Source organism: Terrabacter sp. MAHUQ-38, from assembly GCF_014518425.1.
GTDB lineage: Bacteria > Actinomycetota > Actinomycetes > Actinomycetales > Dermatophilaceae > Terrabacter.
In genome coordinates, this window is the sequence record NZ_JACVCU010000003.1 from 243,962 (window position 1) to 269,046 (window position 25,085).

Annotated in this window: 22 protein-coding genes; 11 read left to right on the forward strand and 11 right to left on the reverse strand. The window is 72.4% G+C overall.

The window, feature by feature from the left end:
- From H9I49_RS12220 to H9I49_RS12230, 3 genes are all read right to left on the reverse strand, one after another.
- Positions 1–1,959: a M13 family metallopeptidase gene (locus H9I49_RS12220; protein ID WP_188031197.1), complete on the reverse strand. Its 1,959-nt coding sequence runs from the start codon at positions 1,957–1,959 to the stop codon at positions 1–3.
- Positions 1,960–2,055: 96 nt separating this feature from the next.
- Positions 2,056–2,625: a hypothetical protein gene (locus tag H9I49_RS12225; RefSeq protein WP_188030659.1), complete on the reverse strand. Its 570-nt coding sequence runs from the start codon at positions 2,623–2,625 to the stop codon at positions 2,056–2,058.
- Positions 2,622–3,968, reverse strand: a complete 1,347-nt coding sequence (locus H9I49_RS12230; RefSeq protein ID WP_188030660.1) for a PspC domain-containing protein — start codon at positions 3,966–3,968, stop codon at positions 2,622–2,624. Before H9I49_RS12230 ends, H9I49_RS12225 begins: the two co-directional genes overlap by 4 nt.
- An 85-nt stretch (positions 3,969–4,053) precedes the next feature.
- On the opposite strand from H9I49_RS12230, the gene H9I49_RS12235 reads away from it, so the two are divergent.
- Complete coding sequence (locus H9I49_RS12235; RefSeq protein WP_188030661.1) at positions 4,054–5,565, forward strand: ATP-binding protein; 1,512 nt, start codon at positions 4,054–4,056, stop codon at positions 5,563–5,565.
- Positions 5,562–6,266, forward strand: a complete 705-nt coding sequence (locus H9I49_RS12240) for a response regulator transcription factor (protein ID WP_188030662.1) — start codon at positions 5,562–5,564, stop codon at positions 6,264–6,266. Before H9I49_RS12235 ends, H9I49_RS12240 begins: the two co-directional genes overlap by 4 nt.
- A 69-nt stretch (positions 6,267–6,335) precedes the next feature.
- Here H9I49_RS12240 and H9I49_RS12245 read toward each other — a convergent pair whose 3' ends face one another.
- On the reverse strand, positions 6,336–7,166 hold the full coding sequence (locus tag H9I49_RS12245; RefSeq protein WP_188030663.1) for an alpha/beta fold hydrolase: 831 nt from the start codon (positions 7,164–7,166) through the stop codon (positions 6,336–6,338).
- Between the two features lie 226 nt (positions 7,167–7,392).
- On the opposite strand from H9I49_RS12245, the gene H9I49_RS12250 reads away from it, so the two are divergent.
- Genes H9I49_RS12250 through nirD form a run of 5 tightly spaced genes read left to right on the forward strand, consistent with a single transcriptional unit; the run spans position 7,393 to position 15,673 of the window.
- Positions 7,393–8,883, forward strand: coding sequence for a nitrate/nitrite transporter (locus H9I49_RS12250; RefSeq protein ID WP_188030664.1), 1,491 nt, complete (start codon positions 7,393–7,395; stop codon positions 8,881–8,883).
- Positions 8,884–8,894: 11 nt separating this feature from the next.
- Positions 8,895–11,021, forward strand: coding sequence for a molybdopterin oxidoreductase family protein (locus H9I49_RS12255; RefSeq protein ID WP_188031198.1), 2,127 nt, complete (start codon positions 8,895–8,897; stop codon positions 11,019–11,021).
- Positions 11,018–12,619, forward strand: a complete 1,602-nt coding sequence (locus tag H9I49_RS12260) for an FAD-dependent oxidoreductase (RefSeq protein ID WP_188030665.1) — start codon at positions 11,018–11,020, stop codon at positions 12,617–12,619. Before H9I49_RS12255 ends, H9I49_RS12260 begins: the two co-directional genes overlap by 4 nt.
- On the forward strand, positions 12,616–15,177 hold the full coding sequence (gene nirB, locus H9I49_RS12265; RefSeq protein WP_370587548.1) for a nitrite reductase large subunit NirB: 2,562 nt from the start codon (positions 12,616–12,618) through the stop codon (positions 15,175–15,177). The genes H9I49_RS12260 and nirB overlap by 4 nt, the downstream gene beginning before the upstream one ends.
- Before the next feature lie 34 nt (positions 15,178–15,211).
- Positions 15,212–15,673: a nitrite reductase small subunit NirD gene (gene nirD / locus H9I49_RS12270; RefSeq protein WP_188030667.1), complete on the forward strand. Its 462-nt coding sequence runs from the start codon at positions 15,212–15,214 to the stop codon at positions 15,671–15,673.
- Between the two features lie 184 nt (positions 15,674–15,857).
- Here the strand turns inward: nirD and H9I49_RS12275 are convergent, their stop codons facing one another.
- Positions 15,858–16,721 (reverse strand): SDR family oxidoreductase, encoded by an 864-nt coding sequence (locus tag H9I49_RS12275; RefSeq protein WP_188030668.1) that lies wholly within the window; start codon positions 16,719–16,721, stop codon positions 15,858–15,860.
- A 95-nt stretch (positions 16,722–16,816) separates the two neighbouring features.
- Between H9I49_RS12275 and H9I49_RS12280 the strand changes: the two genes are divergently transcribed.
- Positions 16,817–17,206, forward strand: a complete 390-nt coding sequence (locus H9I49_RS12280) for a helix-turn-helix domain-containing protein (protein WP_188030669.1) — start codon at positions 16,817–16,819, stop codon at positions 17,204–17,206.
- Here the strand turns inward: H9I49_RS12280 and H9I49_RS12285 are convergent.
- Both H9I49_RS12285 and cobA read right to left on the reverse strand, forming a co-directional pair.
- Positions 17,196–18,329 (reverse strand): uroporphyrinogen-III synthase, encoded by a 1,134-nt coding sequence (locus H9I49_RS12285; protein WP_188031199.1) that lies wholly within the window; start codon positions 18,327–18,329, stop codon positions 17,196–17,198. The two genes, H9I49_RS12280 and H9I49_RS12285, sit on opposite strands and share 11 nt — an antisense overlap.
- A gap of 92 nt (positions 18,330–18,421) precedes the next feature.
- Positions 18,422–19,444: a uroporphyrinogen-III C-methyltransferase gene (cobA, locus tag H9I49_RS12290; RefSeq protein WP_188030670.1), complete on the reverse strand. Its 1,023-nt coding sequence runs from the start codon at positions 19,442–19,444 to the stop codon at positions 18,422–18,424.
- 159 nt (positions 19,445–19,603) lie between these two features.
- Here cobA and H9I49_RS12295 point away from each other — a divergent pair, with 159 nt between their 5' ends.
- Positions 19,604–20,293, forward strand: a complete 690-nt coding sequence (locus tag H9I49_RS12295) for a sirohydrochlorin chelatase (protein WP_188030671.1) — start codon at positions 19,604–19,606, stop codon at positions 20,291–20,293.
- On the opposite strand, the gene H9I49_RS12300 is transcribed toward H9I49_RS12295, so the two are convergent.
- Together H9I49_RS12300 and H9I49_RS12305 are read right to left on the reverse strand one after the other, a co-directional pair.
- Positions 20,286–20,651 carry a CrcB family protein gene (locus H9I49_RS12300; protein WP_188030672.1) on the reverse strand — a complete coding sequence of 122 codons (366 nt, stop codon included), beginning with the start codon at positions 20,649–20,651 and terminating at the stop codon, positions 20,286–20,288. The two genes, H9I49_RS12295 and H9I49_RS12300, sit on opposite strands and share 8 nt — an antisense overlap.
- On the reverse strand, positions 20,648–21,010 hold the full coding sequence (locus tag H9I49_RS12305; RefSeq protein WP_188030673.1) for a CrcB family protein: 363 nt from the start codon (positions 21,008–21,010) through the stop codon (positions 20,648–20,650). Before H9I49_RS12305 ends, H9I49_RS12300 begins: the two co-directional genes overlap by 4 nt.
- Before the next feature lie 114 nt (positions 21,011–21,124).
- Between H9I49_RS12305 and H9I49_RS12310 the strand changes: the two genes are divergently transcribed.
- A complete protein-coding gene (locus H9I49_RS12310; RefSeq protein WP_188030674.1) occupies positions 21,125–21,781 on the forward strand; it encodes a YigZ family protein in 657 nt (218 codons plus the stop codon).
- Between the two features lie 13 nt (positions 21,782–21,794).
- On the opposite strand, the gene H9I49_RS12315 is transcribed toward H9I49_RS12310, so the two are convergent.
- Entirely contained in the window at positions 21,795–22,838 is a 1,044-nt protein-coding gene (locus tag H9I49_RS12315) for a DUF695 domain-containing protein (protein ID WP_188030675.1), read from the reverse strand.
- Between the two features lie 91 nt (positions 22,839–22,929).
- Between H9I49_RS12315 and H9I49_RS12320 the strand changes: the two genes are divergently transcribed.
- A complete protein-coding gene (locus tag H9I49_RS12320) occupies positions 22,930–23,502 on the forward strand; it encodes an HhH-GPD-type base excision DNA repair protein (RefSeq protein ID WP_188030676.1) in 573 nt (190 codons plus the stop codon).
- Positions 23,503–23,584: 82 nt separating this feature from the next.
- On the opposite strand, the gene H9I49_RS12325 is transcribed toward H9I49_RS12320, so the two are convergent.
- Positions 23,585–24,955 carry a cystathionine beta-synthase gene (locus tag H9I49_RS12325; RefSeq protein ID WP_188030677.1) on the reverse strand — a complete coding sequence of 457 codons (1,371 nt, stop codon included), beginning with the start codon at positions 24,953–24,955 and terminating at the stop codon, positions 23,585–23,587.
- Positions 24,956–25,085 lie beyond the last annotated feature (130 nt).

A 25,085-nucleotide genomic window follows, 5' to 3' on the forward strand; every position in this document is an offset into this window, starting at 1 on the left:
TCAGAAGATGCGGACCCGCTCGTCCTCGTCGAGCCACATCTCGTCGCCGGGCCTGACCGCGAACGCCTCGTGGAACTCGGTCACGTTGCGCACGGCGTTGCCGCGCACGTCCTGGGGCGAGTGCGGGTCGATGGCGAGCAGGCGGATCGCCTCGGCCTCACGGGTCTTGCCGCGCCAGACCTGCGCCCAGCCGATGAAGAATCGCTGCGGTCCGGTGAAGCCGTCGAGCTCCGGCATGCTGCCGCCCTCCGACGCGATGCGGTAGGCCGAGTAGCCGATCTGCAGCCCGCCGAGGTCGCCGATGTTCTCGCCGACCGTCAGGCCGCCGTTGACCGTGTGAGTCCCGTCGAGTCCCGCGGGCGTGTACGTGCTGAACTGCTCGATGAGGCGCTGCGACAACGCGTCGAAGCGCTCACGGTCGGCCTCTGTCCACCAGTCACGCAGCGCCCCCGTCCCGTCGTAGCGCGAGCCCTGGTCGTCGAAGCCGTGGCCGAGCTCGTGCCCGATGACTGCCCCGATGCCGCCGTAGTTGACGGCGTCGTCGGCCTCGAGGTCGAAGAACGGCGGCTGGAGGATCGCCGCCGGGAAGACGATCTCGTTCATCGACGGCATGTAGTAGGCGTTGACGTGCTGGGGCAGCATGAACCACTCGGTGCGGTCGATCGGCCGCCCGACCTTGGCGAGGTTGCGGTCCACCTCGAACGCCGTGGTGCGGCGGACGTTGCCGACGAGGTCGGTCGGGTCGATCTCGATCGAGGAGTAGTCGCGCCACACGTCCGGGTAGCCGATCTTCGGCGTGAAGGCCTCGAGCTTCTCGACCGCCTGGGCCCGGGTCTCGGGCCCCATCCACTCGAGCGAGGAGAACGAGCGCCGGAACGCCTCGACCAGGTTGGCGACGAGCTGCTCCATCCGCTCCTTCGCGGCGGGCGGGAACCAGCGCTCCGCGTACAGCTGGCCGACGGCCTCACCGACACCCGACTCGACGACGGCCACCCCGCGCTTCCAGCGCTCCTTGTTCTCCGGCTGGCCCGAGAGGGTGCGCCCGAAGAAGTCGAAGTCCTCGTCGACGAACGACTGCGGCAGCAGCGGCGCGAACTCCGACAGCGTGTGCCACGTCAGCCACGACCGCCAGTCGCCGATGTCCGTCGACTCGAGGGCGGCACCGAGGGCCGTGACGAAGCTCGGCTGGCGGACGACGATCTTCGTGAACGCGCCCTCGGGCGCCTGGAGCCCGGACAGCCAAGCGTCCCAAGGGAACCGCGGCGCCAGGGCCCTGGCCTCGTCGAGGGTGTAGGCGTTGTACGTCTTGATCGCGTCGCGGTTGGTGACCTTGTCCCAGTGCGATGCGGCAAGCACGGTCTCGAGGGCCATGATGCGGGTGGCCTTGTCCTCGGCGTCGGGAATGCCGGCGAGGCCGAGCAGCCGTCCGATGTGCGCGACGTAGGCGCCGCGGACGTCGGCGTACTTGTCCTCGCGGTAGTACGACTCGTCGGGCAGGCCCAGCCCGCCCTGCTCGAGGTAGACGACGTAGTCCTCCGGCGACCGCTCGTCGGGTGCGACGAAGTGGCGCAGCGGCCCGTCGACCCCGTCACGCTCGAGGCGCCCGATCGCGGCGCCGAAGCTGTCGATGGCGTCGACTGCCGCGACCTGCGACAGCACGGCCTGCAGGGGCGCGAGCCCGAGCTCCTCGATGCGGTCGGTGTCCGTGAAGCTCGCGTAGAGGTCACCGACCTGCCGCTTCGGTGTCCCGGGCGAACCGTCCTCGGCCGCGGCCGCCTCCTCGATGAGGTCGCGCACGCGCGCTGTCGACTCCTCACGCAGGATGTCGAACGTGCCGAAACGGGCCCGGTCGTCCGGGATCTCCGTCGTGTCGAGCCACGTGCCGTTGACGAAACGGAACAGGTCGTCCTGCGGCCTCGTGGACCGGTCGAGGGCGTCGAGGTCGATGCCGGACTTCATGAGCACGTTTGTCTCCCCACTGCGGGCGCCGGACCTCCCGGCGAGCGTGCTCCCGAGCCTAACCACGGCCCGGCGTCCTGCGGGCGAGAGGCCCTTTCAGCGGCGCAGCTTCCCGGCGACGACGCCGGCGAGCCCGACGATGAGCAGCATCCCGCCGAAGGCCCCGATCATCGGCGGGCCGACGAGGTGGAAGCTGAGGTCGGCGTTGGTGAGGTTGGCGACGAGGATGTAGGCGCTGACGATCATCGTCAGCAGGCCGAACATGATCGACCCGGGACGTGGACCCTTGCGCACGGTGACGAGGGCTGGGCGAGGTGCCTCGTGAGCGACGACCGGAGGCGGCCACGTCGGGTCCGGGGCGGACCCGGAGGGTGGCGGGAGGTGCGGCAGGGCCGAGGCCTCGTCGGCCGCGTCCGTGTCGGCCACGGTGTCGTCGGGCACGGGGGTGGCCGGCTCGACGCGGTACGGCGCCGGCGTCGGCATCGCGAGCGTGGGCGATGCCGGGATCGTCGTGGTCTCGTCCGGCGCCGCCGTCGGGTCGCTGAACTCCGGTGTGGAGGGGGTGTTCTCGTGCTGGGTCATCGGGCTCGTCTCCGGTGCGTTCGTGGACTCGGTGGTGGGCTCTGCGGTGGGCTGTGCGGTGGGGTCGTGACGCTCGGTGCTCATCGGGCGCCCTCCGTCGTGATGCCGATCGAGGCGAGGCCGACCTCGGCGTTGACGACGATGTCGGGGGTCCCCGTCGTCGAACCGAAGGTGACCCGCTTGGTCCAGTCGGCGCCCTCGTAGTCGAGCTGGTCGGGCCCACGCTCGCGCATCCCGTCGCCCGACACCTCTGGGCCCGTGGCGACGATGTCGCCGGCGCGTGCCTTCGCGTTGACGACGACGTTCGCCCCCTCGGGCACGACGATGTTGAGCTCGCCCAGCCCCAGGGTGGCCGTGACGGTGTCGGTGCCCTGGGTCGCCTGGTAGTTCGCCTTGCTCAGGTCGATCTTCATCTCGCCCACGCCGAGCTCGTAGTCCCGTGCGGGGGTCATCGAGGTCACGGTGAACGTGCGTTCACCGATGTTCCACGGCTGCGACAGGCCGTGGGGTGCGGCGGTCGTCGCGGCGGCGACGACCATGCCGACCACCGCGAAGAAGGGCAGGCCTCCCGAGCGTCGCCCGGCGATGCCGGCGACGACGACGCCCAGACCGAGCATGCCCACCGCAGAGGCGATCCCGACGGCCACGTTGTTGCCGGTCCACCCAGACGCGTCGGCGGCGGTCGAGACCACGACGCCCGTGACGATGGCCAGGCCGAGGACGAGCAGGCCGCCGGCGAATCCGATGGAGGGCGTCCGGTACCGCACCGGAGTGGGCGCCGGAGGCCGCGGCGTCGCGAGGGCTGCGCCGGCGTTGGCCGCCGCGTTGCCCGTCGAGGCGTATGCCGGGTGCGGCGCCGGGCCCGCCGGCACCGTGCCGCCGCCGGTTGCCGTCGCGCCCGGTTGCGGGGCACTTGCCGGGTCGGTCGAGGCGCTCCCATCGGTCGTACCGGCGCCGCGGTTCCTCCACGGAGCCTGGGCGAGCAGGTCGCGGCCGGTGTCGGTGCGCGTCAGGAACCACCACGCACCGGCGAGGAGGAGGGCGAAGCCGAAGAACCGGAAGCCCTGGAAGTCCCCGCCCCACCACGGGCCGCCGCCGAGGACCGAGATGACCGTCACGACGAGCAGGAAGATCGAGTGGCCCTCGCCGTGCTTCAGCGCGCGCTCGACGTGGACCTCCCCCCGCTCGTCGGGCATGAGCAGCCAGAGCACGAGGTAGAGGGCCAGGCCCATGCCGAAGAAGATCGAGAAGAGGATGAAGCCCGCACGCACGACCAGAGGGTCGACGCCGAGCCAGCGGGCCAGCCCCGTGGCGACACCGGCGAACCAGCGGCCGTCGGACTGCCGCATGATCCCGGGTCGCCTGAGGGCGGCGTAGAAGCCGTCCAGACCGTGCCCCTGCGTCGGGGCCCCATTGCTTTTCGTCATGCCACCAGAGTGTCGGCTGGGGCACGACCCAGCCATGAGGGTCGACCCTGAGCGCACCCTGACGCGACCCCCAAAGGAGGCCCGGATGGTCGCCCGAGCGGCTCGCGTGGGCGAGGATGGAACGGTGCAGACGGCATACGAGAACGGAACGGGCCCGGTGCGACCCGCCTGGCGGGCGACGCCCCGGCCCCCGCTCGTGCGCCACCGGCAAGGCAAGGTCGTCGCCGGCGTCGCCGCCGGGCTCGCAGCCCACCTCGGCGTCCCGGTCAACGCGGTGCGCATCGCACTCGTCGTGTCGAGCATCCCCTTCGGCGCGGGTCTGGCCGTCTACGTCTTCCTCTGGGCGACGATGCGCGAGGTCGGCGACGTCGATCCCGCGATGGCCGCCGCGGCGAGCCCGGGCATCGACCCCGTCACCGGCGCGCCGGTCCCCGGCGCTGCCGCGACGACGGGTGCGGCCGGCTGGGCCGGCGCCGCAACCGGGCCGGCGACCATCGGCGGGCACCAGATCGACCTCGCGAGCGTGCGCACCTGGCTGCGCAGCGGCAACCAGGCCGTCCTCATCACCCTGTTCGGTGTGGCAGCCCTCGCGCTCGCGGGTGCCCTGTGGCTGGGCAGCGCCGGCCTCGACGTCCATGCCGAGGTGATCCTGCCGATCGTCGCCATCGTCATCGGCGCGATCTTCTTCTGGTCGCAGCTCGACGACACCGATGCGATCGGCGCGCGCCGACCGGTGCGGTGGATCTGGCTCGTCGTCGGTCTCGGTCTCACGATCCTCGGCCTCGTCGGCCTGCTCGTGCGCGGGACCAACCTCACCGAGCTGTGGCAGGTCGCCGGCGCCGTGCTCGCCGCCCTGGTCGGGGTGGCCGTCCTGTCCGCGCCATGGGTCCTGCGGCTGTGGAGCAACCTCCGGCTCGAGCAGGCCGCCCGCATCCGCGCCACCGAGCGCGCCGACATCGCCGCCCACCTGCACGACTCCGTGCTCCAGACCCTCGCCCTCATCCAGCGCCAGTCCGCCGACGCCGCCACCGTGGCCCGCCTGGCCCGGGCGCAGGAGCGGCAGCTGCGCAGCTACCTCTACGACGAGGATGCGCGGGCCGGCAGCCTCGGCGCCGCCCTCACTGCGGCGATGGGCGAGGTCGAGGACCTCCACGGCGTGCCCGTGGAGCTCGTCGTCACCGGCGACCGCCCGATGGACATGCACCTCGACGCGCTCGTCAAGGCGGTGCGCGAGGCCACGTGGAACGCCGTGCGCCACGCGAGCCCCCCGGTCAGCACGTACGTCGAGGTCGGGCCCGACGCCGTCGAGGCGTTCGTGCGAGACCACGGCTCCGGCTTCGACCTCGACACCGTGCCCGACGACCGCGCGGGAGTCCGCGAGTCGATCATCGGCCGGATGGAGCGCCACGGCGGCACCGCGCGCATCCGTCGGCGTCCCGACGGCACCGAGGTCGAGCTGCGGCTACCGGTCGGCGAGCCGCCCCAGGGCGATCCGACCGCCACCCCCACCGCCACCCCGGCCCCGTCCCCGTCCGCGAACGCCACGCCGTCAGTCCCGAGCACCCCGGACCCCAAGACCCAGGAGCAGGCTTCATGACCGACCCGCGGACCATCCGCATCGTCATCGTCGACGACCACCACATGTTCCGCACCGGCGTGCGGGCTGAGCTGACATCGCTCGCGGCGTCGGCCGGGGCGGCGTCGTTCCAGCTCGAGATCGTCGGCGAGGCCGGCGCCGTCGAGTCCGCGGTCACGGCGATCACCGAGCAGCAGCCCGACGTCGTGCTCCTCGACGTCCACCTGCCCGGCGGCGACGGGCACGGAGGCGCCGACGTCATCCGCGCGTGTGCCGCCGTCCAGTCGCGGGCCGGTGTGCCCGTGCGCTTCCTCGCCCTGTCGGTGTCGGATGCCGCCGAGGACGTCATCGCCGTCATCCGGGCCGGCGCGCGAGGCTACGTCACGAAGACGATCAGCGCCGAGGACCTGCTGACCGCCATCGGGCGCGTCGCCGACGGCGACGCCGTCTTCAGCCCGCGGCTGGCCGGCTTCGTCCTCGACGCATTCGGCGCGGCGGCCGGTGAGGTCGCCGAGATCGACGAGGAGCTCGACCGGCTCTCGGCCCGGGAGCGCGAGGTCATGCGCCTCATCGCCCGCGGCTACCAGTACAAGGAGGTCGCGAAGGAGCTGTTCATCTCCGTCAAGACCGTCGAGACCCACGTCAGCTCGGTCCTGCGCAAGCTCCAGCTCAGCTCCCGCCACGAGCTCACCGCGTGGGCGATGGGCCGGCGCCTGCTCTGATCCACCCATCGCTGCTGCATTCGATGTATTCACGCAGCCCAGAAGCCGCGCCGATACATCGACCCGAGGTCAGGCGGGGGCGTGCAGGACTCGGCGCAGGGCCGTCACGACGATCTCGGGCGCGTCGGTGTGCACCCAGTGCCCGACGCCCTTGATCGTGAAGAGGCGCGTCCTCGGGAAGTGGCGGCGCATGCGTTCGGCGTCCTGGCGCTGGATGTAGCGCGAGTCGCCGCCCGCGATCCAGAGGACCGGGCCGGCATACGGCGGGAGGTCGTCGACGGCATCGGGCCAGTCCGCGATGCGTGAGCCCGACCCGAGCGCCGCGTCGCCCGCGACGAGGTCGAGGTTGACCTGCCAGCGCCACGAGTGGCCGTCACGCCGGAGGTTCTGCAGCAGGAACGCCTTGACCCCCGGGTCGGGTTCGTCGAAGCGCGCCTCCGCGTCGGCGCGGCTCGTCAGGTCGGTGAGCGGCAGGTCCTGCATCTCGCGGATGTAGCCCTCGAAACGCTCGAGCGAGCCGTAGCCCTTGGGCGCGATGTCGACGACCACGAGACGCTCGACGAGGTCGGGATGGCGCAGCGCGAGGACCATCGCGACCTTGCCGCCGAGCGAGTGCCCGACGACCGTCCACGGCTCCTCCGGCGCGGTCCCGCGGAGCGTCCCCGCGACGGCATCGGCGTATGCGTCGAGCGAGAACTCCTGTGACCACGGCGAGCGTCCGTGGTCGGGCAGGTCGACGAGCAGGCATCGGGCGTCGGTGCCGTGGGGCCCGCTCACGGCCTTGGCGATCTGCATCCAGTTGCGGCCCTGCCCGAAGAGCCCGTGGAGGAAGGCGATGCGCGGACCCGTCGTGCCCACCGACAACGTGTTGAGGGACTCCTGGTGACGTGCCGCGGTCATGCCCGCGAGCCTACGCGGCACTCGTCTCACGGCCGCGGCGCAGGTCGGTGAGACAGGGGTTCGGGGCGTGCCGTGCGTGACCTCACCGGAGTCCTCGGCCGACGTGAGGCAGATGTAACGCCCACGTCACAGCGGCTCGCTCGTCGTGCAACACCGGGTTCCTAGCGTGGGCGTCACGCTCTCGCAGCGTCCCATGCAACCCGGCTCGAGCAGCCCAGGAGGAACCGTGAGCACCACCACCGGAGGAACCACCGGCACCACCAGCACGACCGGCAGCGCCGCCGGGTCCCCCGTCCTCGCCCCCACGACGACCACCGAGGGCCCGAGCCGCTTCCGCGAGCTCACCGCGCCGAAGAAGCGCGTCATCCGTGACTGGGACCCCGAGGACACCGCCGCCTGGGAGGGCGGCAACAAGAACGTCGCCCGACGCAACCTCATCTGGTCGGTCGCGACCGAGCACATCGGCTTCTCGATCTGGTCGATCTGGTCGGTGATGGTGCTCTTCATGCCGCAGGCCGTCTACGGCTTCACGCCGGCGGACAAGTTCTTCCTCGTGGCCGTGCCGACTCTCGTGGGCGCACTCCTGCGCGTCCCCTACACGATGGCGACCGCGTTCTTCGGCGGTCGCAACTGGGCCATCTTCAGTGGCGTCGCCCTCCTCGTCCCGACGGTGCTGACGTGGTGGCTCATGGTCAACCCCGGCCACTCGCTGACGACCTTCCTGCTCGTGGCCGCCCTCGCGGGCCTCGGCGGAGGCAACTTCGCCTCGTCGATGACGAACATCAACGCCTTCTACCCGCAGCGGATGAAGGGCTGGGCCCTCGGCCTCAACGCCGGCGGCGGCAACATCGGCGTGCCGGTGGTGCAGCTCGTCGGCCTCCTCGTCATCGCCACGCTCGGCAACCGCCGCCCCGAGGTCGTCTGTGCCGTCTACCTGGTGCTGCTCGCGGTCGCGAGCATCGGGGCCGCGGTCTTCATGGACAACCTCGACCACCAGACGGCCAACCCGAAGGCGATGCTCGAGGTGCTGCGGCACACCGACGCCTGGGTCATCTCGCTGCTCTACATCGGCACGTTCGGCTCGTTCATCGGCTTCGGCTTCGCCTTCGGCCAGGTGCTCAACCAGACGTTCCTGGCCGGCCTCACCGGTGGCGCCGTGCCCACCCCGGCGCAGACAGCCGCAGCGAGCCTGCACGCCGCCCAGATCGCCTTCGTCGGACCGCTCCTCGGCTCGGTCAGCCGGGTCTGGGGTGGCAAGCTCGCCGACCGCCGCGGCGGCGCCGCGGTCACGCTCTGGACCTTCGTCGGCATGGCTGCCGCCGGCGTCCTCGTCACGCTCGCCGCCCGCTCCGACGACGTCACGAAGGGGGCCGCCACCGGCCTGCAGCTGACCGGTCTCATCGGTGGCTTCGTCCTGCTGTTCATCCTCTCGGGCATCGGCAACGGCTCGGTCTACAAGATGATCCCGGCGCTCTTCGAGGCGAAGTCGGCGACGATCCCCGGCCCGACGGTCGAGCGGACCGCCTGGTCGCGCTCGATGGCCGGCGCGCTCATCGGCATCGCCGGTGCGATCGGCGCCGTGGGCGGCGTCCTCATCAACCTCGGCCTGCGCGCCTCGTACCTGGGCGCTGCCAAGTCGGCCACGGCAGCCTTCGTGGTCTTCACGCTCTTCTACGTCGGCGCGGCCATCCTGACGAAGGTGCGCTACCGCCGATGACCGACGTCCGCATGCCGACTCGCGCGCTCGGAGGGGACACCCCCTCCGAGCGGGCGGGCGTCGCCACCCACTGCGCCTACTGCGGGCTCCAGTGCGCGATGACCCTCACCGGTTCGTCGGCGGCCGACCTCACCGTCACCCCGCGCCGCTTTCCCACGAACCGGGGTGGCCTGTGCCAGAAGGGGTGGACGAGCGCCGAGCTGCTGCGCACCTCGAGCCGCATCACGACCCCTCTCGTGCGCCGCGACGGCGAGCTCGTCCCCGTGTCCTGGGACGAGGCCCTCGACGTGGTCGCCGCTGCCATCGTGCAAACGCAGTCGGCACACGGCCGCGACGCCGTGGCGGTCTTCGGCGGCGGCGGCCTGACGAACGAGAAGGCTTACCAGCTGGGCAAGTTCGCGCGGGTCGCGCTGCGCACGAGCCAGATCGACTACAACGGCCGGTGGTGCATGAGCTCCGCCGCGGCGGCCGGTATCCGGTGCTTCGGCCTCGACCGAGGGCTTCCCTTCCCCGTGACCGACATCGGGTCGGCGCACGCCGTGCTGCTCCTCGGCGCCAACCCGGCCGAGACGATGCCGCCCTTCCTCACGCACCTCGTGCGCGCGGCCGACTGCGGGGGCCTCATGGTCGCCGACCCGCGGCTCACGCCGACGGCGGCCAAGGCCGTCGACGGCGGTGGCCTGCACCTGCAGCTGCGTCCCGGCACCGACGCGGCCCTGGCCCTCGGCATGCTCCACCTCGCGATCACCGAGGGGTATGCCGACCGCCGCTTCATCGCGGAGCGCACCACGGGCTTCGACGACCTCTGGTCGATCGCAGCGCAATGGCTGCCCGAGCGCGTCGAGCGCGTCACCGGTGTCGCCGTGACGACGATGCGCTCTGCGGTCGCCGCCCTCGCCCGTGCCCGCGACACCGAGCGCGGCGCGTACATCCTCTCGGCCCGCGGCACCGAGCAGCACGCGAGCGGCACCGACACGGTGACGGCCTTCATCGCCCTCGCCCTCGCGCTCGGCCTGCCGGGCAACCCCGGCACCGGCTTCGGCACCATCACCGGCCAGGGAAACGGCCAGGGCGGGCGCGAGCACGGCCAGAAGGCCGACCAGCTCCCCGGCTACCGCAAGATCGACGACCCGGCCGCCCGCGCGCACGTGGCGGCGGTGTGGGGCGTCGACCCCGCCGACCTGCCCGGTCCGGGACGCAGCGCCTTCGAGCTGCTCGCCTCGCTCGGCACCGAGGGCGGCCCGAAGGTCCTGCTCGTCCACGGCAGCAACCCGGTCGTCTCGGCCCCCGACGCCCGCGTCGTCTCCGAGCGCCTCGCCGCCCTCGACCTGCTCGTCGTCTGCGACTTCGTCCTCTCCGAGACCGCCGCCATGGCTGACGTCGTCCTGCCGGTCCTCCAGTGGGCCGAGGAGGAGGGCACGCTGACGAACCTCGAGGGTCGCGTGCTGCGTCGCCGTCGCGCACTCACGGCGCCCGCGGGCTGCCGCAGCGAGCTCGAGGTCTGGAGCGAGCTCGCGCGTCGGATCGGTTGTGGCACAGGCTTCCCCACCGACCCGCGCATCGTCTTCGACGAGCTTCGCCGGGCGTCCGCCGGCGGTCCGGCCGACTACTCCGCCGTGACGTGGGAGCGGCTCGACGCCGGCGAGAGCCTGCACTGGCCGTGCAGCACCGAGCGCCCGCAGGGCACCCCCCGACTCTTCCTCGACCGGTTCGCGACGCCCGACGGCCTCGCCCGGTTCGTGCCCGTCGACCACGTCGGTCCCGCGGAGGCCCACGACGCGGCATACCCCCTCGTCGCGACCACGGGCCGCGTGCTCCAGCACTACCAGTCGGGCGCGCAGACGCGGCTGGTCGAGGAGCTGTCGAGCGCCGCGGGAGACATGTTCGTCCAGCTGCACCCCGACACGGCAGAGGCCGCCGGCCTCGTGGAGGGCGAGCCCGCCGACGTGGTGAGCCGCCGCGGGCGCACCCGCGCGACCGTACGCCTCGACGACGACATGCGCCCAGACGTCGTGTTCCTGCCGTTCCACTGGGGCGGTGACGCGCGCGCCAACTCGCTCACCCACGCCGCCCTCGACCCGACCAGCCGCATGCCGGAGTTCAAGGCGTGCGCCGTCCGCCTGGAGGCCGTCTCATGACCCCCACCCCCCGCCGCGTCGTCATCGTCGGAAACGGCATGGCCGGTGCGCGTCTCGCGGAGGAGATCCGCCACCGCGATCCCGACGGCTCGCGGTTCGCCGTGACGATCGTCGGCGAGGAGCCGCACGCCGCCTACAACCGCGTGCTCCTCTCCACCGTCGTCGCCGGCAAGATCACGCCGCGCGAGACCCGTCTGAAGCCCGAAGGCTGGTGGGCAGCCCGCCACATCGAGGTCGTCACGGGTGCCCGCGTCAGCGCCGTCGACCTCGAGGCGCGCACGGCGACCCTGACCGGCACGGTGTCACCGGCCGACGACCGCCTGCTCGAGTGGGACGAGCTCGTCCTCGCAACCGGCAGCACGTCCTTCATCCCGCCCATCGAGGGCGTCGACCGCGACGGGCTGGACGCGTCAGGCCCGGACGGCGTCGTCGCGTTCCGCACCGTCGACGAGTGCCAGCGCATCGTCGAGCTCGCGGGGTCCGCCACGCACGCCGTCGTGCTCGGAGGTGGGCTGCTCGGCCTCGAGGCCGCTCGCGGCCTGCTGGGCCAGGGCGTCGACGTGACGATCGTCCACCCGATGGGCTTTCCCATGGAGCGGCAGATGGACGCCGACGGCGGTGCCGTGCTCGCCCGGGTCGTCCGCGAGCTGGGGGCCAAGCTCGTGCTCGGCCGCTTCGTCGCCGCCCGTCGATCCGCCGACGCCGAGGGTCCGGCTCGGGTCGTGCTCGACGACGGCTCCGAGCTGCCCGCCGACCTCGTCGTCATCTCGACGGGGGTGCGTCCGCGGGTCGACCTCGGCCAGAGCCTCGGCCTGGAGGTGAACCGGGGGATCGTCGTCGACGACCGGCTCGCCACGTCGGCCCCGCACGTCCACGCCATCGGCGAGTGCTCCGAGCACCGTGGCGAGGTGCCCGGTCTCGTCCAGCCCGGCTGGGACCAGGCGCGGGTGCTCGCCGACGTGCTGACCGGGGCCGACCCCGCCGCCACCTATACCGGCACGAGCGTGCTGACCCGGCTCAAGGCGCACGACATCGACCTCGCGAGCATGGGGTCGATCACCGTCGACGTGCACGACCCGGAGCACGAGGTCCTCTCGTTCACCGACCCGAGCCGAGGCCGCTACGCCAAGCTCGTCCTGCACGCCGACCGCCTCGTGGGCGCCATCCTGCTCGGCGTCGGTGACGCCGCCGGGGCCCTGACCCAGCTCTACGACAGCGGCTCGGCCGTGCCCCGGGACCGCCTCGCCCTGATGCTCGGACGCGCCGTGACGCGCAGCTCCGCGCCCGAGAGCGCCAACCTCGCCGAGATGCCCGGCAGCACGGTCATCTGCCGCTGCAACACGGTGACGAAGTCGGCCATCGTCGGCGCCTTCCGAGCCGGCGCCGGCTCGGTGCCCGCCGTCGCCGAGGCCACCCGGGCCACGACCGGCTGCGGCTCCTGCAAGGGCGCCGTCGAAGGCCTCTGCTCCTGGCTCCGTTCCTCCGAGCCCTCGACGAGCCCCGCCGCCCACACCTCATCCGACACCGACTCCACAGCAACCTCCGCGCCGGCGCCCGCCGCAGCCCTGGCCACCGCCCTCACCGAAGGAGCCGCATGATGTCCGCCCCCACCGGCACCAACACCGTCGCCCCCACTCGGACCGTCGTCGTCGTGGGCCACGGCATGGTCGGCCACCGCTTCGTCGAGGCCCTGCGCTCGCGTGACGCGGAGAGCACGTGGAAGGTCGTCGTGCTCTCCGAGGAGGCGGAGGCGGCATACGACCGCGTCGGGCTCTCCGCGTACGTCGGCGCCTGGGACCGCAGCGCGCTCGCCCTCGCGGGCAACACGTACGCCGGTGACCAGCTCGTCGACCTGCGCCTCGGCACGCGCGCCGACCACATCGACCGCGACTCCCGCAAGGTCACGACGAGCGACGGCGACGTCATCGCCTACGACGACCTCGTCCTCGCGACCGGCTCCTACCCCTTCGTCCCGCCGGTGCCCGGGCACGACTCGGCCGGATGCTTCGTCTACCGCACCCTCGACGACCTCGACGGCATCCGGGCCGCGGCGGAGCAGGCCATCGCCCGCGCCACGGCCGAGGGTCGCACGGCGAACGGGCTCGTCGTCGGTGGCGGCCTGCTCGGGCTCGAGGCGGCCAACGCGCTGCGCCTGCTCGGCCTCACCCCGCACGTCGTCGAGTTCGCCCCACGGCTCATGCCGCTGCAGGTCGACGAGGGCGGCGGTGCGGTACTCAAGGGCCTCATCAGCAACCTCGGCGTCCAGGTCCACACGGGGGCCGGCACGAGCTCGATCGATGCGCAGGACGACGGCCGGCTCGCCGTCGACCTCTCCGACGGCACGGCGCTGCTGACCGACCTCGTGGTCTTCTCCGCCGGCGTGCGCCCGGCCGACGCGGTGGGCCGGGCCGCCGGCCTCGACATCGCCGAGCGCGGCGGTGTCGTCACCGACGTCACGTGCCGCACCTCCGACGAGAACGTCTGGGCCGTCGGTGAGGTCGCCGCCGTCGAGGGCCGCTGCTACGGCCTCGTCGCTCCCGGCTACACCATGGCCGAGGTCGTCGCCGACCGGCTGCTCGGCGGTGAGGCGACCTTCCCGGGCGCCGACCTGTCGACCAAGCTCAAGCTCCTCGGCGTCGACGTCGCGTCGTTCGGCGACGCGATGGCAGCCACGCCCGGCGCGCTCGAGATCGTCCACACCGACGCCACCAAGGGCACCTACGCCAAGATCGTCGTCTCCGACGACGCGAAGACGCTGCTCGGCGGCATCCTCGTCGGCGACGCGTCGGCCTACACGACGCTCAAGGCGTACGTCGGCCGCGAGGTCCCCGGTGACCCGGGCGCCCTGATCTCCCCCGCCGGGGCCGAGCTCGGCGCCGACGCGCTGCCCGACGACGCCGTCATCTGCTCGTGCAACAACGTCACGAAGGGCTCGATCTGCGGCGCCATCGCCGAGGGGGCCTGCGACCTGGCCACGATCAAGGGCTGCACCAACGCCGGGACCACCTGCGGCGGTTGCCTCCCCACGGTCAAGAAGCTGCTCGTCGACTCGGGCGTCGAGCTGTCCAAGGCGTTGTGCGAGCATTTCGAGCAGAGCCGCGCCGAGCTCTTCGAGATCGTCGCCTCGACCGGCATCCGCACCTTCTCGGGGCTGATCAGCCGCTACGGCACGGGCACCGGGTGCGAGATATGCAAGCCGACCGTCGCCTCGATCCTCGCCTCGACGAGCAGCGACCACATCCTCGACGGCGAACAGGCGGCGCTGCAGGACAGCAACGACCACTTCCTGGCCAACATCCAGAAGAACGGCACCTACTCGGTCGTCCCCCGTATGCCGGGTGGCGAGGTCACCGCTGAGCAGCTGATCACCATCGGCCAGGTCGCGAAGGACTTCGACCTCTACGTCAAGGTCACCGGCGGCCAGCGCATCGACCTCTTCGGTGCCCGCGTCGAGCAGCTGCCGGCGATCTGGCGGCGCCTCGTCGAGGTCGGCATGGAGTCGGGCCAGGCCTACGGCAAGTCGCTGCGCACCGTGAAGTCCTGCGTCGGCTCGACGTGGTGCCGCTACGGCGTGCAGGACTCCGTCGGCATGGCCGTCGACCTCGAGCACCGCTACCGGGGGCTGCGCTCACCGCACAAGCTGAAGTTCGGCGTCTCGGGCTGCGCGCGCGAGTGCGCCGAGGCGCGGGGCAAGGACGTCGGCGTCATCGCGACCGACAAGGGCTGGAACCTCTACGTGTGCGGCAACGGCGGTCAGACGCCCGCGCACGCGAAGCTCCTTGCGAGCGACCTCGACGACGAGACGCTGCAGCGCTACATCGACCGGTTCCTCATGTTCTACGTCCGCACGGCCGACCGGCTCCAGCGCACGGCTCCGTGGCTCGACTCGCTCGAGGGCGGGCTCGACCACCTCAAGGCCGTCATCTGCGACGACTCGCTCGGCATCGCCGACGACCTCGAGGCCGCGATGGCGCGCCACGTCGAGGGCTACCAGGACGAGTGGAAGGCAGTCCTCGACGACCCGGAGAAGCTCGGTCGCTTCGTGTCGTTCGTCAACGCCCCCGAGGAGGCCGACCCGACCGTCGCGTTCGACGAGTCCGGGCCGCGCAAGGTGCCGGTCATGCTGGGCATGCCGTCCACGAACCGCCCGCGCTGAACCCAGACCGCCTGTGCCAGAAGGGATCCCCATCATGACGAGTCTCATCACCCCTCCCGAGGTCGCGCCCGTCGAGGAAACGCCTGTCGAGGACGTGGCGGTCCGGCCTGCTCGCACCGTCGTCCGCCCGGGCATCCTCCCCGCCCCCGGGCCCAAGCAGTGGGTCGCGGCGTGCTCCCTGCACGTGCTGGTGCCCGGCCGCGGCGTGGCTGTGCTGCTGCCGGGCGGTGGCCAGGCCGCCCTCTTCCTGCTGCCCAACGGGATGATCTACGCCGTCGACAACATCGACCCGTACTCCGGCGCCGCAGTCATGTCGCGGGGCCTGACCGGCGACCACGGCGGGGAGCCGACCGTCGCGTCACCGCTGCTCAAGCAGGTCTTCTCGCTGCGCACCGGCGCAGCGCTCGACGACCCCGACAACCCCGAGGTCGCCCTGCCCACCTACAGCGTCCGCGTCCACCACGGCGTCGTCCGCATCGGCATCCCCCTCCCCTGACCCCCGCTCCCCTCCACCCGCTCCCCTCCTCCGTCGAGTGGTCATTCCCGTACAGGCCCGGGCGTACGAAAGTGACCACTCGACGGGCAGTTCCAGTCGAGTGGTCACTCCCGTACAGGCCTGGGCGTACGAAAGTGACCACTCGACAGTGCTTTTCGGTCGAATGGTCACTTTCGCCCGGTGGTCAGGCCTGGACGAGGGCCGCGCGCACGGCGTCCTCGACGCCGGTCGTCGGGCGACCGGCGAGACGGGACAGGTCGCCGGTGTCGGTGAACAGCGCCCCGGCGGCGATTCCGCGGTCGCTGTCGGCGAGCACGGCGGCATACGGCTCGGGCAGGCCGGCCGTGACGAGCGCGGAGGTGTAGTCCTCGACGGACAGGTCACGGTAGGCGACCTCCCGGCCGGTCACGCGGCTCACGGCGGCGGCGTACTCCGCGAGCGAGAACGCCTCGTCGGCGCCGAGCTCGTAGACCGAGCCGTCGTGCCCGTCGCCGGCCAGCACTGCCGCGGCGGCCGCCGCGTAGTCGGCGCGGGTGGCCGCGCTCACCCGGCCGTCTCCGGCGGCGCCCAGGACGGCGCCGTGCTCCTGGACCGTCGGCAGCTGGCCCGTGTAGTTCTCGATATACCACGAGTTGCGCAGCAGAGCGTGCGGCAGGCCGGAGGCGGCGAGCAGCTCCTCGGTGGCGCGGTGCTCGGCGGCGAGCGCCAGGTCGGACGTGGCGGCCCGTGTGATGCTCGTGTAGGCCACGAAGCCGACGCCGGCACGCTTCGCGGCGTCGATCACGTTGGCGTGCTGGGCGACTCGCTGACCGACCTCGCTGCTGGACACGAGGAGCAGGCGGTGGACCCCGGCGAAGGCCGCGTCGAGGGAGGTCGGGTCGGCGTAGTCGGCGCGGCGCACCTCGACGCCCCGCTCGGCGAGGTCGGCGAGCGCCTCGGGCTTGCGCGCGGTGGCCACGATGTCGGAGGCGGGAGTACCTCCGTCGAGCAGGGACTCGACGACGAGGCGGCCGAGGTGGCCACTCGCACCGGTGACGAGGAGGGTCATGGGGTTCCTTTCGAGAGGATGGACACCCTCCAGAACGACGCATCCCGCGGCATACTTCCCAGAAGTTAGTACCCACTTTGAAGTAAGGTACTGGCATGACGGTTAGTCAGACACTGCGCCAGCACTTCCCCGACGGGGTCTTCGCCTCCGGATGCCCGAGCCGCGTCGTGCTCGACCACGTATGGAGCAAGTGGGGCACGCTCGTCATCCTCGCCCTGGCCGAGGGCGAGCCGCTGCGGTGGAGCGAGCTGCGCCGACGCGCCGAGGGCGTCAGCGAGAAGATGCTCGCCCAGACCCTGAAGATCCTCGAGGCCGACGGGCTGGTCCACCGCGACGCGCGGCCGGTCGTCCCCCCGCACGTCGAGTACTCCCTCACCGAGCGCGGTGCGCAGCTCGCCGAACGCATGGTGCCGCTCATGGACTGGATCGCCGACCACGCCGCCGCCATCGTCGCCGACGCGCAGGTGGCAGTGCTCACACGTTGAGGCGGTAGCCCCGTCGCACGACCGTCTGCACCAGGTGGCGGTCGGGAAGCGCCGAGCGAAGCCGGCTGACCGCCATGTCGAGCGCGTGCTCGTTCTCGGCGTCGGGCAGCTCGTCGAGCAGCCGCTCACGACTGAGCACCGCCCCGGGCTCTGACATCAGCGCGGCGAGCATCGCCCGCGGCCCGCGGGCCAGCGTCACGGTCTCGCCGCCGAACGTCACGACGCGCCCGTGCACGACGAGCGGGCCGAGCGCCGTCTGGACCTCCTCGACGCCGTTGAGCGTCAGGTGCTCGATGACCGTCCGGATGAGCGCGCCCATCCGGAAGCGCTCGGGCACGATCGGGGTGATGCCGAGGTCGAGCAGCGGTGCGGCCGTCACCGGACCGACCGCTGCCGCAGTCACGCCGCACCGCATGGCGTCGACGAGAACGCCGTCCATGCCGAGCTGGGCGGCCGCCGAGACCAGCCCGTCGACGGCGGGCGCCGACGTGAACGTGACGACGTCGACCTCTCGCGCCGCCACGGCGGCGATGAGCCGGCCGAGCCTGCTCTCGTCGGTGGGTCGCACCCACCGGTACGGAGCGACCGTGAGCACCGAGGCACCCGCCGAGCGCAGTCGTTCGAGCTGCTCGACGTCCTCGTGCCCGTGCAGCTGCACCGCGACCCGCTTGCCGCGGACGCCGTCCTCGAGGGCGAGCCCGACGGTCGACGCCGTCCGCTCGTCGTGGGCGATGCCGTCGTCGTCGTGGCCGGCGGCCCGCACGGCCCCACGTGCCTTCGGGCCGCGCACGATGATGCGGGCCCGGTCGAGGGTGCGGGCGAGGTCCTCCCCCAGGCCCGCCGCGTCGGCGCCCTCGATCCAGCGTCGGAAGCCGTATGCCGTCGTGACGATGACGATGTCGGGCCGGCTCTCGATGACGGCCCGGGTGTCGCCGACCAGGATCTCGTCCTCGTCGACCGGGGCGATGCGCACGGCGGGTGCGTGCAGCACCTCGGCACCGCGGCGCACGAAGGCGTCGATGAGGTCGTCGGAGCGGCGGTCGGAGGTGACGGCGATCCGGAAGCCCTCCAGCACAGGGCCGCTCGCCTCGACCCGCGTGGCGTCGGTGTCGGGGTCGCCCAGCTGGGCGGACCACTGCGTGGCCGGGTGCGAGCGGCGACCGCTAGCCCCGCCGGCCGCTGGCGCGCGCCCCTCCTGCTCGGTCGGTCGCTCGTTCACGCGAGCACACCGACGGGGGTGGCGTCGCGGGCCCCGACCCGGCGGGACCACACCTCCGACTGCCGTACGACCTCGCCGACGACGATCACCGCGGGCGAGGCTGCGCCTGCCCGGGCCGCGAGGTCGGGAAGGGTGCCGAGCGTGCCGACGATGCTGCGCTGGTCGGGAGTGAAGCCGCGCTCGACGACGGCAGCCGGGGTGTCCGTGGGCAGGCCGGCGCGTGCGAGCGCGGTCGTGAGGGGAACGAGGTTGTGCATGCCCATGAGCAGGACGATGGTGCCACCGAGCCCGGCAAGGGCCTGCGCCCGATGTGACTCCAGGGGGACATGGCCCGAGACGACGGTGACGACGTGGCTGACTCCGCGGTGGGTCACGGGTATGCCGGCCGCACCGGGAACGCCGACGGCCGACGAGACCCCCGGCACGACAGAGACCGGCAGGCCTGCCTCGACGGCAGCCGCGACCTCCTCGCCGCCGCGACCGAAGACGTACGGGTCTCCGCCCTTGAGGCGCACGACGGTGAGCCCGGCGAGGGCCCGCTCCACCATGATCCGCTCGATCTCGTCCTGTGGCACGGCGTGGTGGCCCGGCCGCTTCCCGACGTCGATCACCTCGGCGCCGGGCGCAAGGGCTGCGACGTCACCGACCTCCGCGAGGCGGTCCGTCAGCACGACGTCGGCGGTGGCGAGGGCGCGGAGCCCGGCGAGCGTCAGCAGCTCGGGACCCCCGGGACCCGCGCCGACGAGAACGACCCGACCTCGCGGCGCCTCCGGCACCGGCTCCGTGACGACCGCCGCACGGCCCGTGAGCGCCTCGCGGGCCGCGGTCCACGTCGATGCCGGCCCGACGATGACCGCCACGCGTGCGCGCGCGCACGCGTCGCCCGTCACCTCGTCGGGCGACGTGGCCAGGGTGACCGCGGCACCCGCGCGCTCGTACCGGCGGACGACGGATGCCGTGACCCCTGCTGGTCCGAGGACCAGCACGGGCAGCCCGGTGAGGTCGATGTCGATCAGCACGGCGGACTCCCTTCCGTCGCCGGTCGCGTTCTGCGTCGGTGCCCACGGTAGGAAGCGCGTGTTTCGCCTGCGTTTCGATCATGGGTTGCCCCGGTAACGACCGGCTCACCCGGTGGCCCGTGATGGGTGCGCCACCGTGGACCTGACACAGTGGCCGACATGACCAGGGAAGCGCCCGTTCTCATAGCAACCGCCCACGGCACGTCGTCACCGGCCGGGCGCGCGGCGATCGCGGGCCTGGTCGCCGCGGTCGCAGCGCGCCGCCCCGACCTCACGGTCCGGGCCGCCTACGTCGACGTGCAGCAGCCCGAGCCCGCTGCCGTGCTCGCCTCCCTCGGCGGCGCACGTGAGGGTCGGCTGGTGCCGCTGCTGCTGTCTGCGGGGTACCACGTCTACGTCGACCTGACCGACGCTGCCGACGCCGTGCCCGGCACGACGGTGGCGCCGGCGCTCGGACCCGACGACCGGTTGGCGGAGCTCCTCCGCCGGCGGCTCGTCGCGTCGGGCCTGCGTGACGACGACGTCGTCGTCCTCGGAGCGGCGGGTTCGTCGCAGCCGTCGGCCGTCGAGGACTGCCGCACGGTCGCCGACGCGCTCAGCCGGCTGCTCGGGCGACCGGTCACTGCCGCGTTCCTGTCGGCGGCCGAGCCCCGGCTCTCGGATGCCGTTGCAGCGCAAGGCCTTCCAGGCCGGCGCGTCATCGTCGCGACCTACTTGCTCGCGCCGGGATACTTCGCCGACCTCTCAGCGGCATCGGGCGCAGACGTCGTCACCCCGCCCCTGCTGCTCCCCGACGAGCCCGTCCCCGACGAGCTGGTCGACATCGTGCTCGAGCGCTACCTCAGCTGACGATCGCCCACGCGCCCCAGACCACGGCCAGCCCGACGGCGACGTTGGCGACGACGTTGACCACCGCGTCCCGTCGCCGGTCCTCGACCCACAGCTCGACCGTGTCGGCCGCGAGCGTGGACAGCGTCGACAGTCCCCCGCAGAACCCACCGATGAGAACGAGCGACCACGTGATTCCCAGCGCGTCCCGGTGCGCGACGACAGCCCCACCGACGGCGGAGGCGACCGTGTTGGCGAGGAGCACCCCGAGGGGCACCGGCCGCTTCGCGAGTCGCCGGACCACCCAGGTGCGCAGGAGGGCGCCGGCCGAGCCGGCTGTGACGGCGGCCACCCAGCCCCACCACGCGATCTCGGTCACCCGGCCTTCTCCTCGGACGCCAGGTGGCCACCGAGCCACATCCCGAAGGCGGCTGCGGCCACGCCGAGGACGATGCTCGTGAGCAGCCCGAGCGCGACGGCATACCCCGGCGTCGCGTCGGCGAGAGCGATGCTGAGCGCGGAGAACGACGTCAGCGAGCCCAGCACTCCCGACCCGAGCAGCGAGCGGACCTGCGGTCGCACGGGGATCCGCGCGAGCACGCCGAGCAGGAACGCCCCGACGACGTTGATGACGCTGATGCGCGGGTCCCAGCCACCTCCGCCACCCCCGCCGCTGGTGAGCAGGAGCCGCAGCAGCGTGCCGACGGCACCACCGATGGCCACGGCGAAGGGATGCATGCCGCGATTGTCTCAGCGACCCCGTGCCTCACGCGCGACGTATCGGCTCCGGGGCGTCGGCGGCGGTCCAGCACGCCCGGCATACTCGGAGCGTCCCACGCGAACCGAGGAGGTATGCCGCTGAGCTCGCCACGCCGCTACGTGACCCTGGCCGCCCCGGCCTCCGCGGAGATCGAGGTGCGCCGATCGCGGTTCCGCTGCGACGTCGCGCCGGTATCGGCGGAGGAGGGCGCACGCGCGTTCGTCGACGACGTGCGCAGGAGCAGTCGCGACGCTCGCCACCACTGCACGGCCTTCGTGCTGGGACCCCACGGGGCGACGGCGCGCAGCAACGACGACGGTGAGCCGTCGGGCACGGCCGGGGCTCCGATGCTCGACGTGCTGCGCGGCCGCGGCCTCACCGACGTCGTGGCGGTCGTGACCCGGTGGTTCGGCGGCACGCTGCTCGGCACCGGTGGCCTGATCCGCGCCTACGGGGATGCCGTCACGGCAGCCCTCGACGCGGCAACCCCTGCGGTCCGTGAGCTGCGTGAGGGACGAGTCGTCGACGTCGACCACGCGGCGGGGCCCCGGGTTGAGCACTCCCTGCGCGGGCTCGCCGGTGTCGTCGTGGGCGACGTCGAGTACCTCGCGACGGGCATGCGCCTCCACGTCGCCGCCGTGCCGGAGGCCGTCGGTGATGTCGACCGCACCGTGGCCGCCCTGACCTCGGGCGTCGGACGTGTGCGCCCGAGTGAGCCCTCGTGGGTCGAGGTGAGCGAGCACGACTGAGCCGCAGGGGAACTCATCCTCGCAGGTGCGACACCATCTCCCAGGCCGGATCGCGCGTCACGGTGACTGACGCCGAGCCCTCGGTCCACCGCTGGGCAGCCGCACGCACGAGGCCGGCGGCGCCTGTGGTGCCGTCGACGTAGACGTGCAGGACGCGCGTGCCCGCCGACGACTGGTGGGCGACGATCCGGCCCGTGCCGCCGAGGTCGACGGTGATCCCGTCCTCCAGGCGTCGCAAGGAGTCCAGCGAGCCGGGGCTCGGCAGGCCCGAGTCGTCCGTCGACAGGTACGGCAGGAAGACCGCCACATGGGTGTCGAGCTCGGGCGCCGTCGCGGCCGCCAGCGGCACCTGCGCCATCGCCACCAGCGGCCCCTCGGCGCCACTCCCCTGGAACATGACGTACTGCGGCTCGCCGTCCTGCGTCGTGTGCTCGGCCTTGAGGTCGCGGACGAGGCCCCGCAGCCACGTGATCGGGAACGCGTCGAGCGGTGTCGACTCCGCGGCCACCACCTCTCCGACCCAGCACTCGACGTCTTCCTCGCCGAGCACCGTGTCGAGCGCGAGGTAGGTGATCGTCGCGCGGGTGCCGTGGTCGACGTCCGGGAAGGCCGGGTGGTAGACGGTGACCGGGATGCGCAGCCCTTCGCGACGCGCGGTGATGACGACGTCCTTGAACGCGATGACGCGCCCGTTGACCTCCAGCTCCAGCCCGTCTAGGTCATCGACGGGCTGGCGGGTGTCGGCATAGGCCCAGGTCGCATCCGCCGGCGGAGCAGCACGTAGCCACCGCCGTGCGGTCCCGCGCAGGTCCGGGTTGCCCTCGGGACTCACGACGAGGAGGTGGGCGCTGCTCGTGCCGGCTGCCAGCTCCCAGGCGAGGTCGGGGTGGATCGCCCCGACGTGCGTGCTGACGGCCTGGCCGGCACGCTCCGGCGCCCGGTCCGCGACCGCCGTCGCGGTAGCCGTCGCGCCCTCGGCCTGCCACCACGCCCAGAACTGCGCGATCGCATCGGTTGGCGGTGTCTCGTCGCGCCGGCCGCGCCTGAACAAGCCCATGGCGTCATCCTGCCCGACGACGTGGTGTCCACGTGCGCCCGACCCCACGAGACCCGGCAGGCCGGGCTCGCCCGCGTGAGAGCATGCCTCCATGGGCTTCCAGATCGCCAACGAACCAGCCGCTGACCAGGTCCTGGACGAGCACCCGTTCGCCGTCGTCGTGGGGATGATGCTCGACCAGCAGTACGGCATGGAGCACGCGTTCCGCGGGGGTCACAAGCTCCTGAGCCGGTTCGGCACGCTCGACCCGGCTGCGATCGCCGCCGCCGACCCCGACGAGTTCAAGGCGATGTGCAGCACCCCGCCTGCGATCCACCGGTTCCCCGGGTCGATGGCCGCCCGGCTCCAGGAGCTCGCGGCCCTCGTCGAGAGCCGCTACGACGGTGACGTCACCAGGCTGTGGACCGAGGCGACCACCGGCAAGGAGCTGTTCAAGCGCGTGCAGGAGCTGCCGGGCTTCGGCAAGCAGAAGGCGCAGATCTTCGTGGCACTGCTGGCCAAGCAGCTCGGGGTCCGGCCCGACGGCTGGGAGGCCGTCGCGGGCGACTACGCACTGGACGGCTACCGCTCGGTGGCCGACGTCGTGGACTCGGACTCCCTCCTCAAGGTGCGGGAGTACAAGCAGGCGAAGAAGGCCCAGGCGAAGGCCACCCAGGACACCTGAGCCACGTCCCTTCTCGCGCACATGCTGCTGGGCTCGCTTCTCGTGGAAGCGAGCCCAGCAGCATACGTGTATGGGACGCGCCTCAGCTCGCGAGGAAGCCGAGCAGGTCGGCGCGGGTCAGCACACCGATCGGCTTGCCGTCCTCGACGACGAGGATCGCGTCGGAGTCCTCGAGCTCCTTGCGCGCGGCCGACACCGGCGAGCCGGCGCCGACGAGCGGCAGGCCGGGCTCCATGTGCTTCTCGACCGAGTCGGCGAGGTGGGCCTGGCCCGTGAAGAGGGCCTGGAGCAGCGCGCGCTCGCTCACCGAGCCCGCCACCTCACCGGACATGACCGGCGGCTCGGCCTTGACGACCGGCATCTGCGAGACGCCGTACTCGCGCAGGATCTGGACGGCGTCGCGGATCGTCTCGTTGGGGTGCGTGTGCACGAGAGCGGGCATGTCGCCGGACTTGCCGTGCAGCACCGACCCGACCGTCTCCTCGGTGTGGTCGTTGAGGAAGCCGTAGGAGTGCATCCACTCGTCGTTGAAGATCTTGCTCATGTAGCCGCGGCCCGAGTCGGGCAGCAGCACGACCACGACCGCGTCCTCGGGCAGGTCCTTCGCGGCCCGGATCGCCGCGACGACGGCCATGCCGCAGGAGCCGCCGACGAGCAGCCCCTCCTCGCGGGCCAGCCGGCGCGTCATCTCGAAGGAGTCCGCGTCGCTGACGGCGATGACCTCGTCGACGACGGACGGGTCGTAGGCGCCGGGCCAGAAGTCCTCGCCGACCCCCTCGACGAGGTACGGGCGGCCCGTCCCACCCGAGTAGACGGAGCCCTCGGGGTCGGCCGCGATGATGCGCACGGCGCCGTCGCTGACCTCCTTGAGGTACTTGCCGGTGCCGCTGATCGTGCCGCCGGTGCCGGCGCCCGCGACGAAGTGCGTCACCTTGCCGTCCGTGTCGCCCCAGACCTCGGGACCGGTCGTCAGGTAGTGGCTCTTGGGTCCCTCGGGGTTGTAGTACTGGTTCGGCTTCCAGGCCCCGTCGATCTCGCGCACGAGGCGGTCCGAGACGGAGTAGTACGAGTCCGGGTGCTCGGGCTCGACCGCGGTCGGGCACACGACGACCTCGGCGCCGTACGCCTTGAGCACGTCGCGCTTGTCCTGGCTCACCTTGTCGGGGCACACGAACACGCATGAGTAGCCGCGGCGCTGGGCGACGAGGGCCAGACCCACGCCCGTGTTTCCGCTCGTCGGCTCGACGATGGTGCCGCCGGGCCTGAGCAGGCCGTCGCGCTCGGCGGCCTCGACCATGCGCAGCGCGATGCGGTCCTTCACGGAGCCGCCGGGGTTGAAGTACTCGATCTTCGCCAGCACCGTGCACGTCACCCCCGCATCCGCGACGACGGACCCGAGCTTGACCAGTGGTGTGTTGCCGACGAGGTCGACGACGTTCTCTGCATACTTCACCCGACCATCCTAGGAGGGGCGTCCCACTGGACGAGACACGTGGTGCCGTGCGTGAACCTCGCGAACGGGCACGGAGCGTCGGGTCCGGGCGTTACCGTTGTGCACCCGGTTCGACGACGGGAGAAGGGGG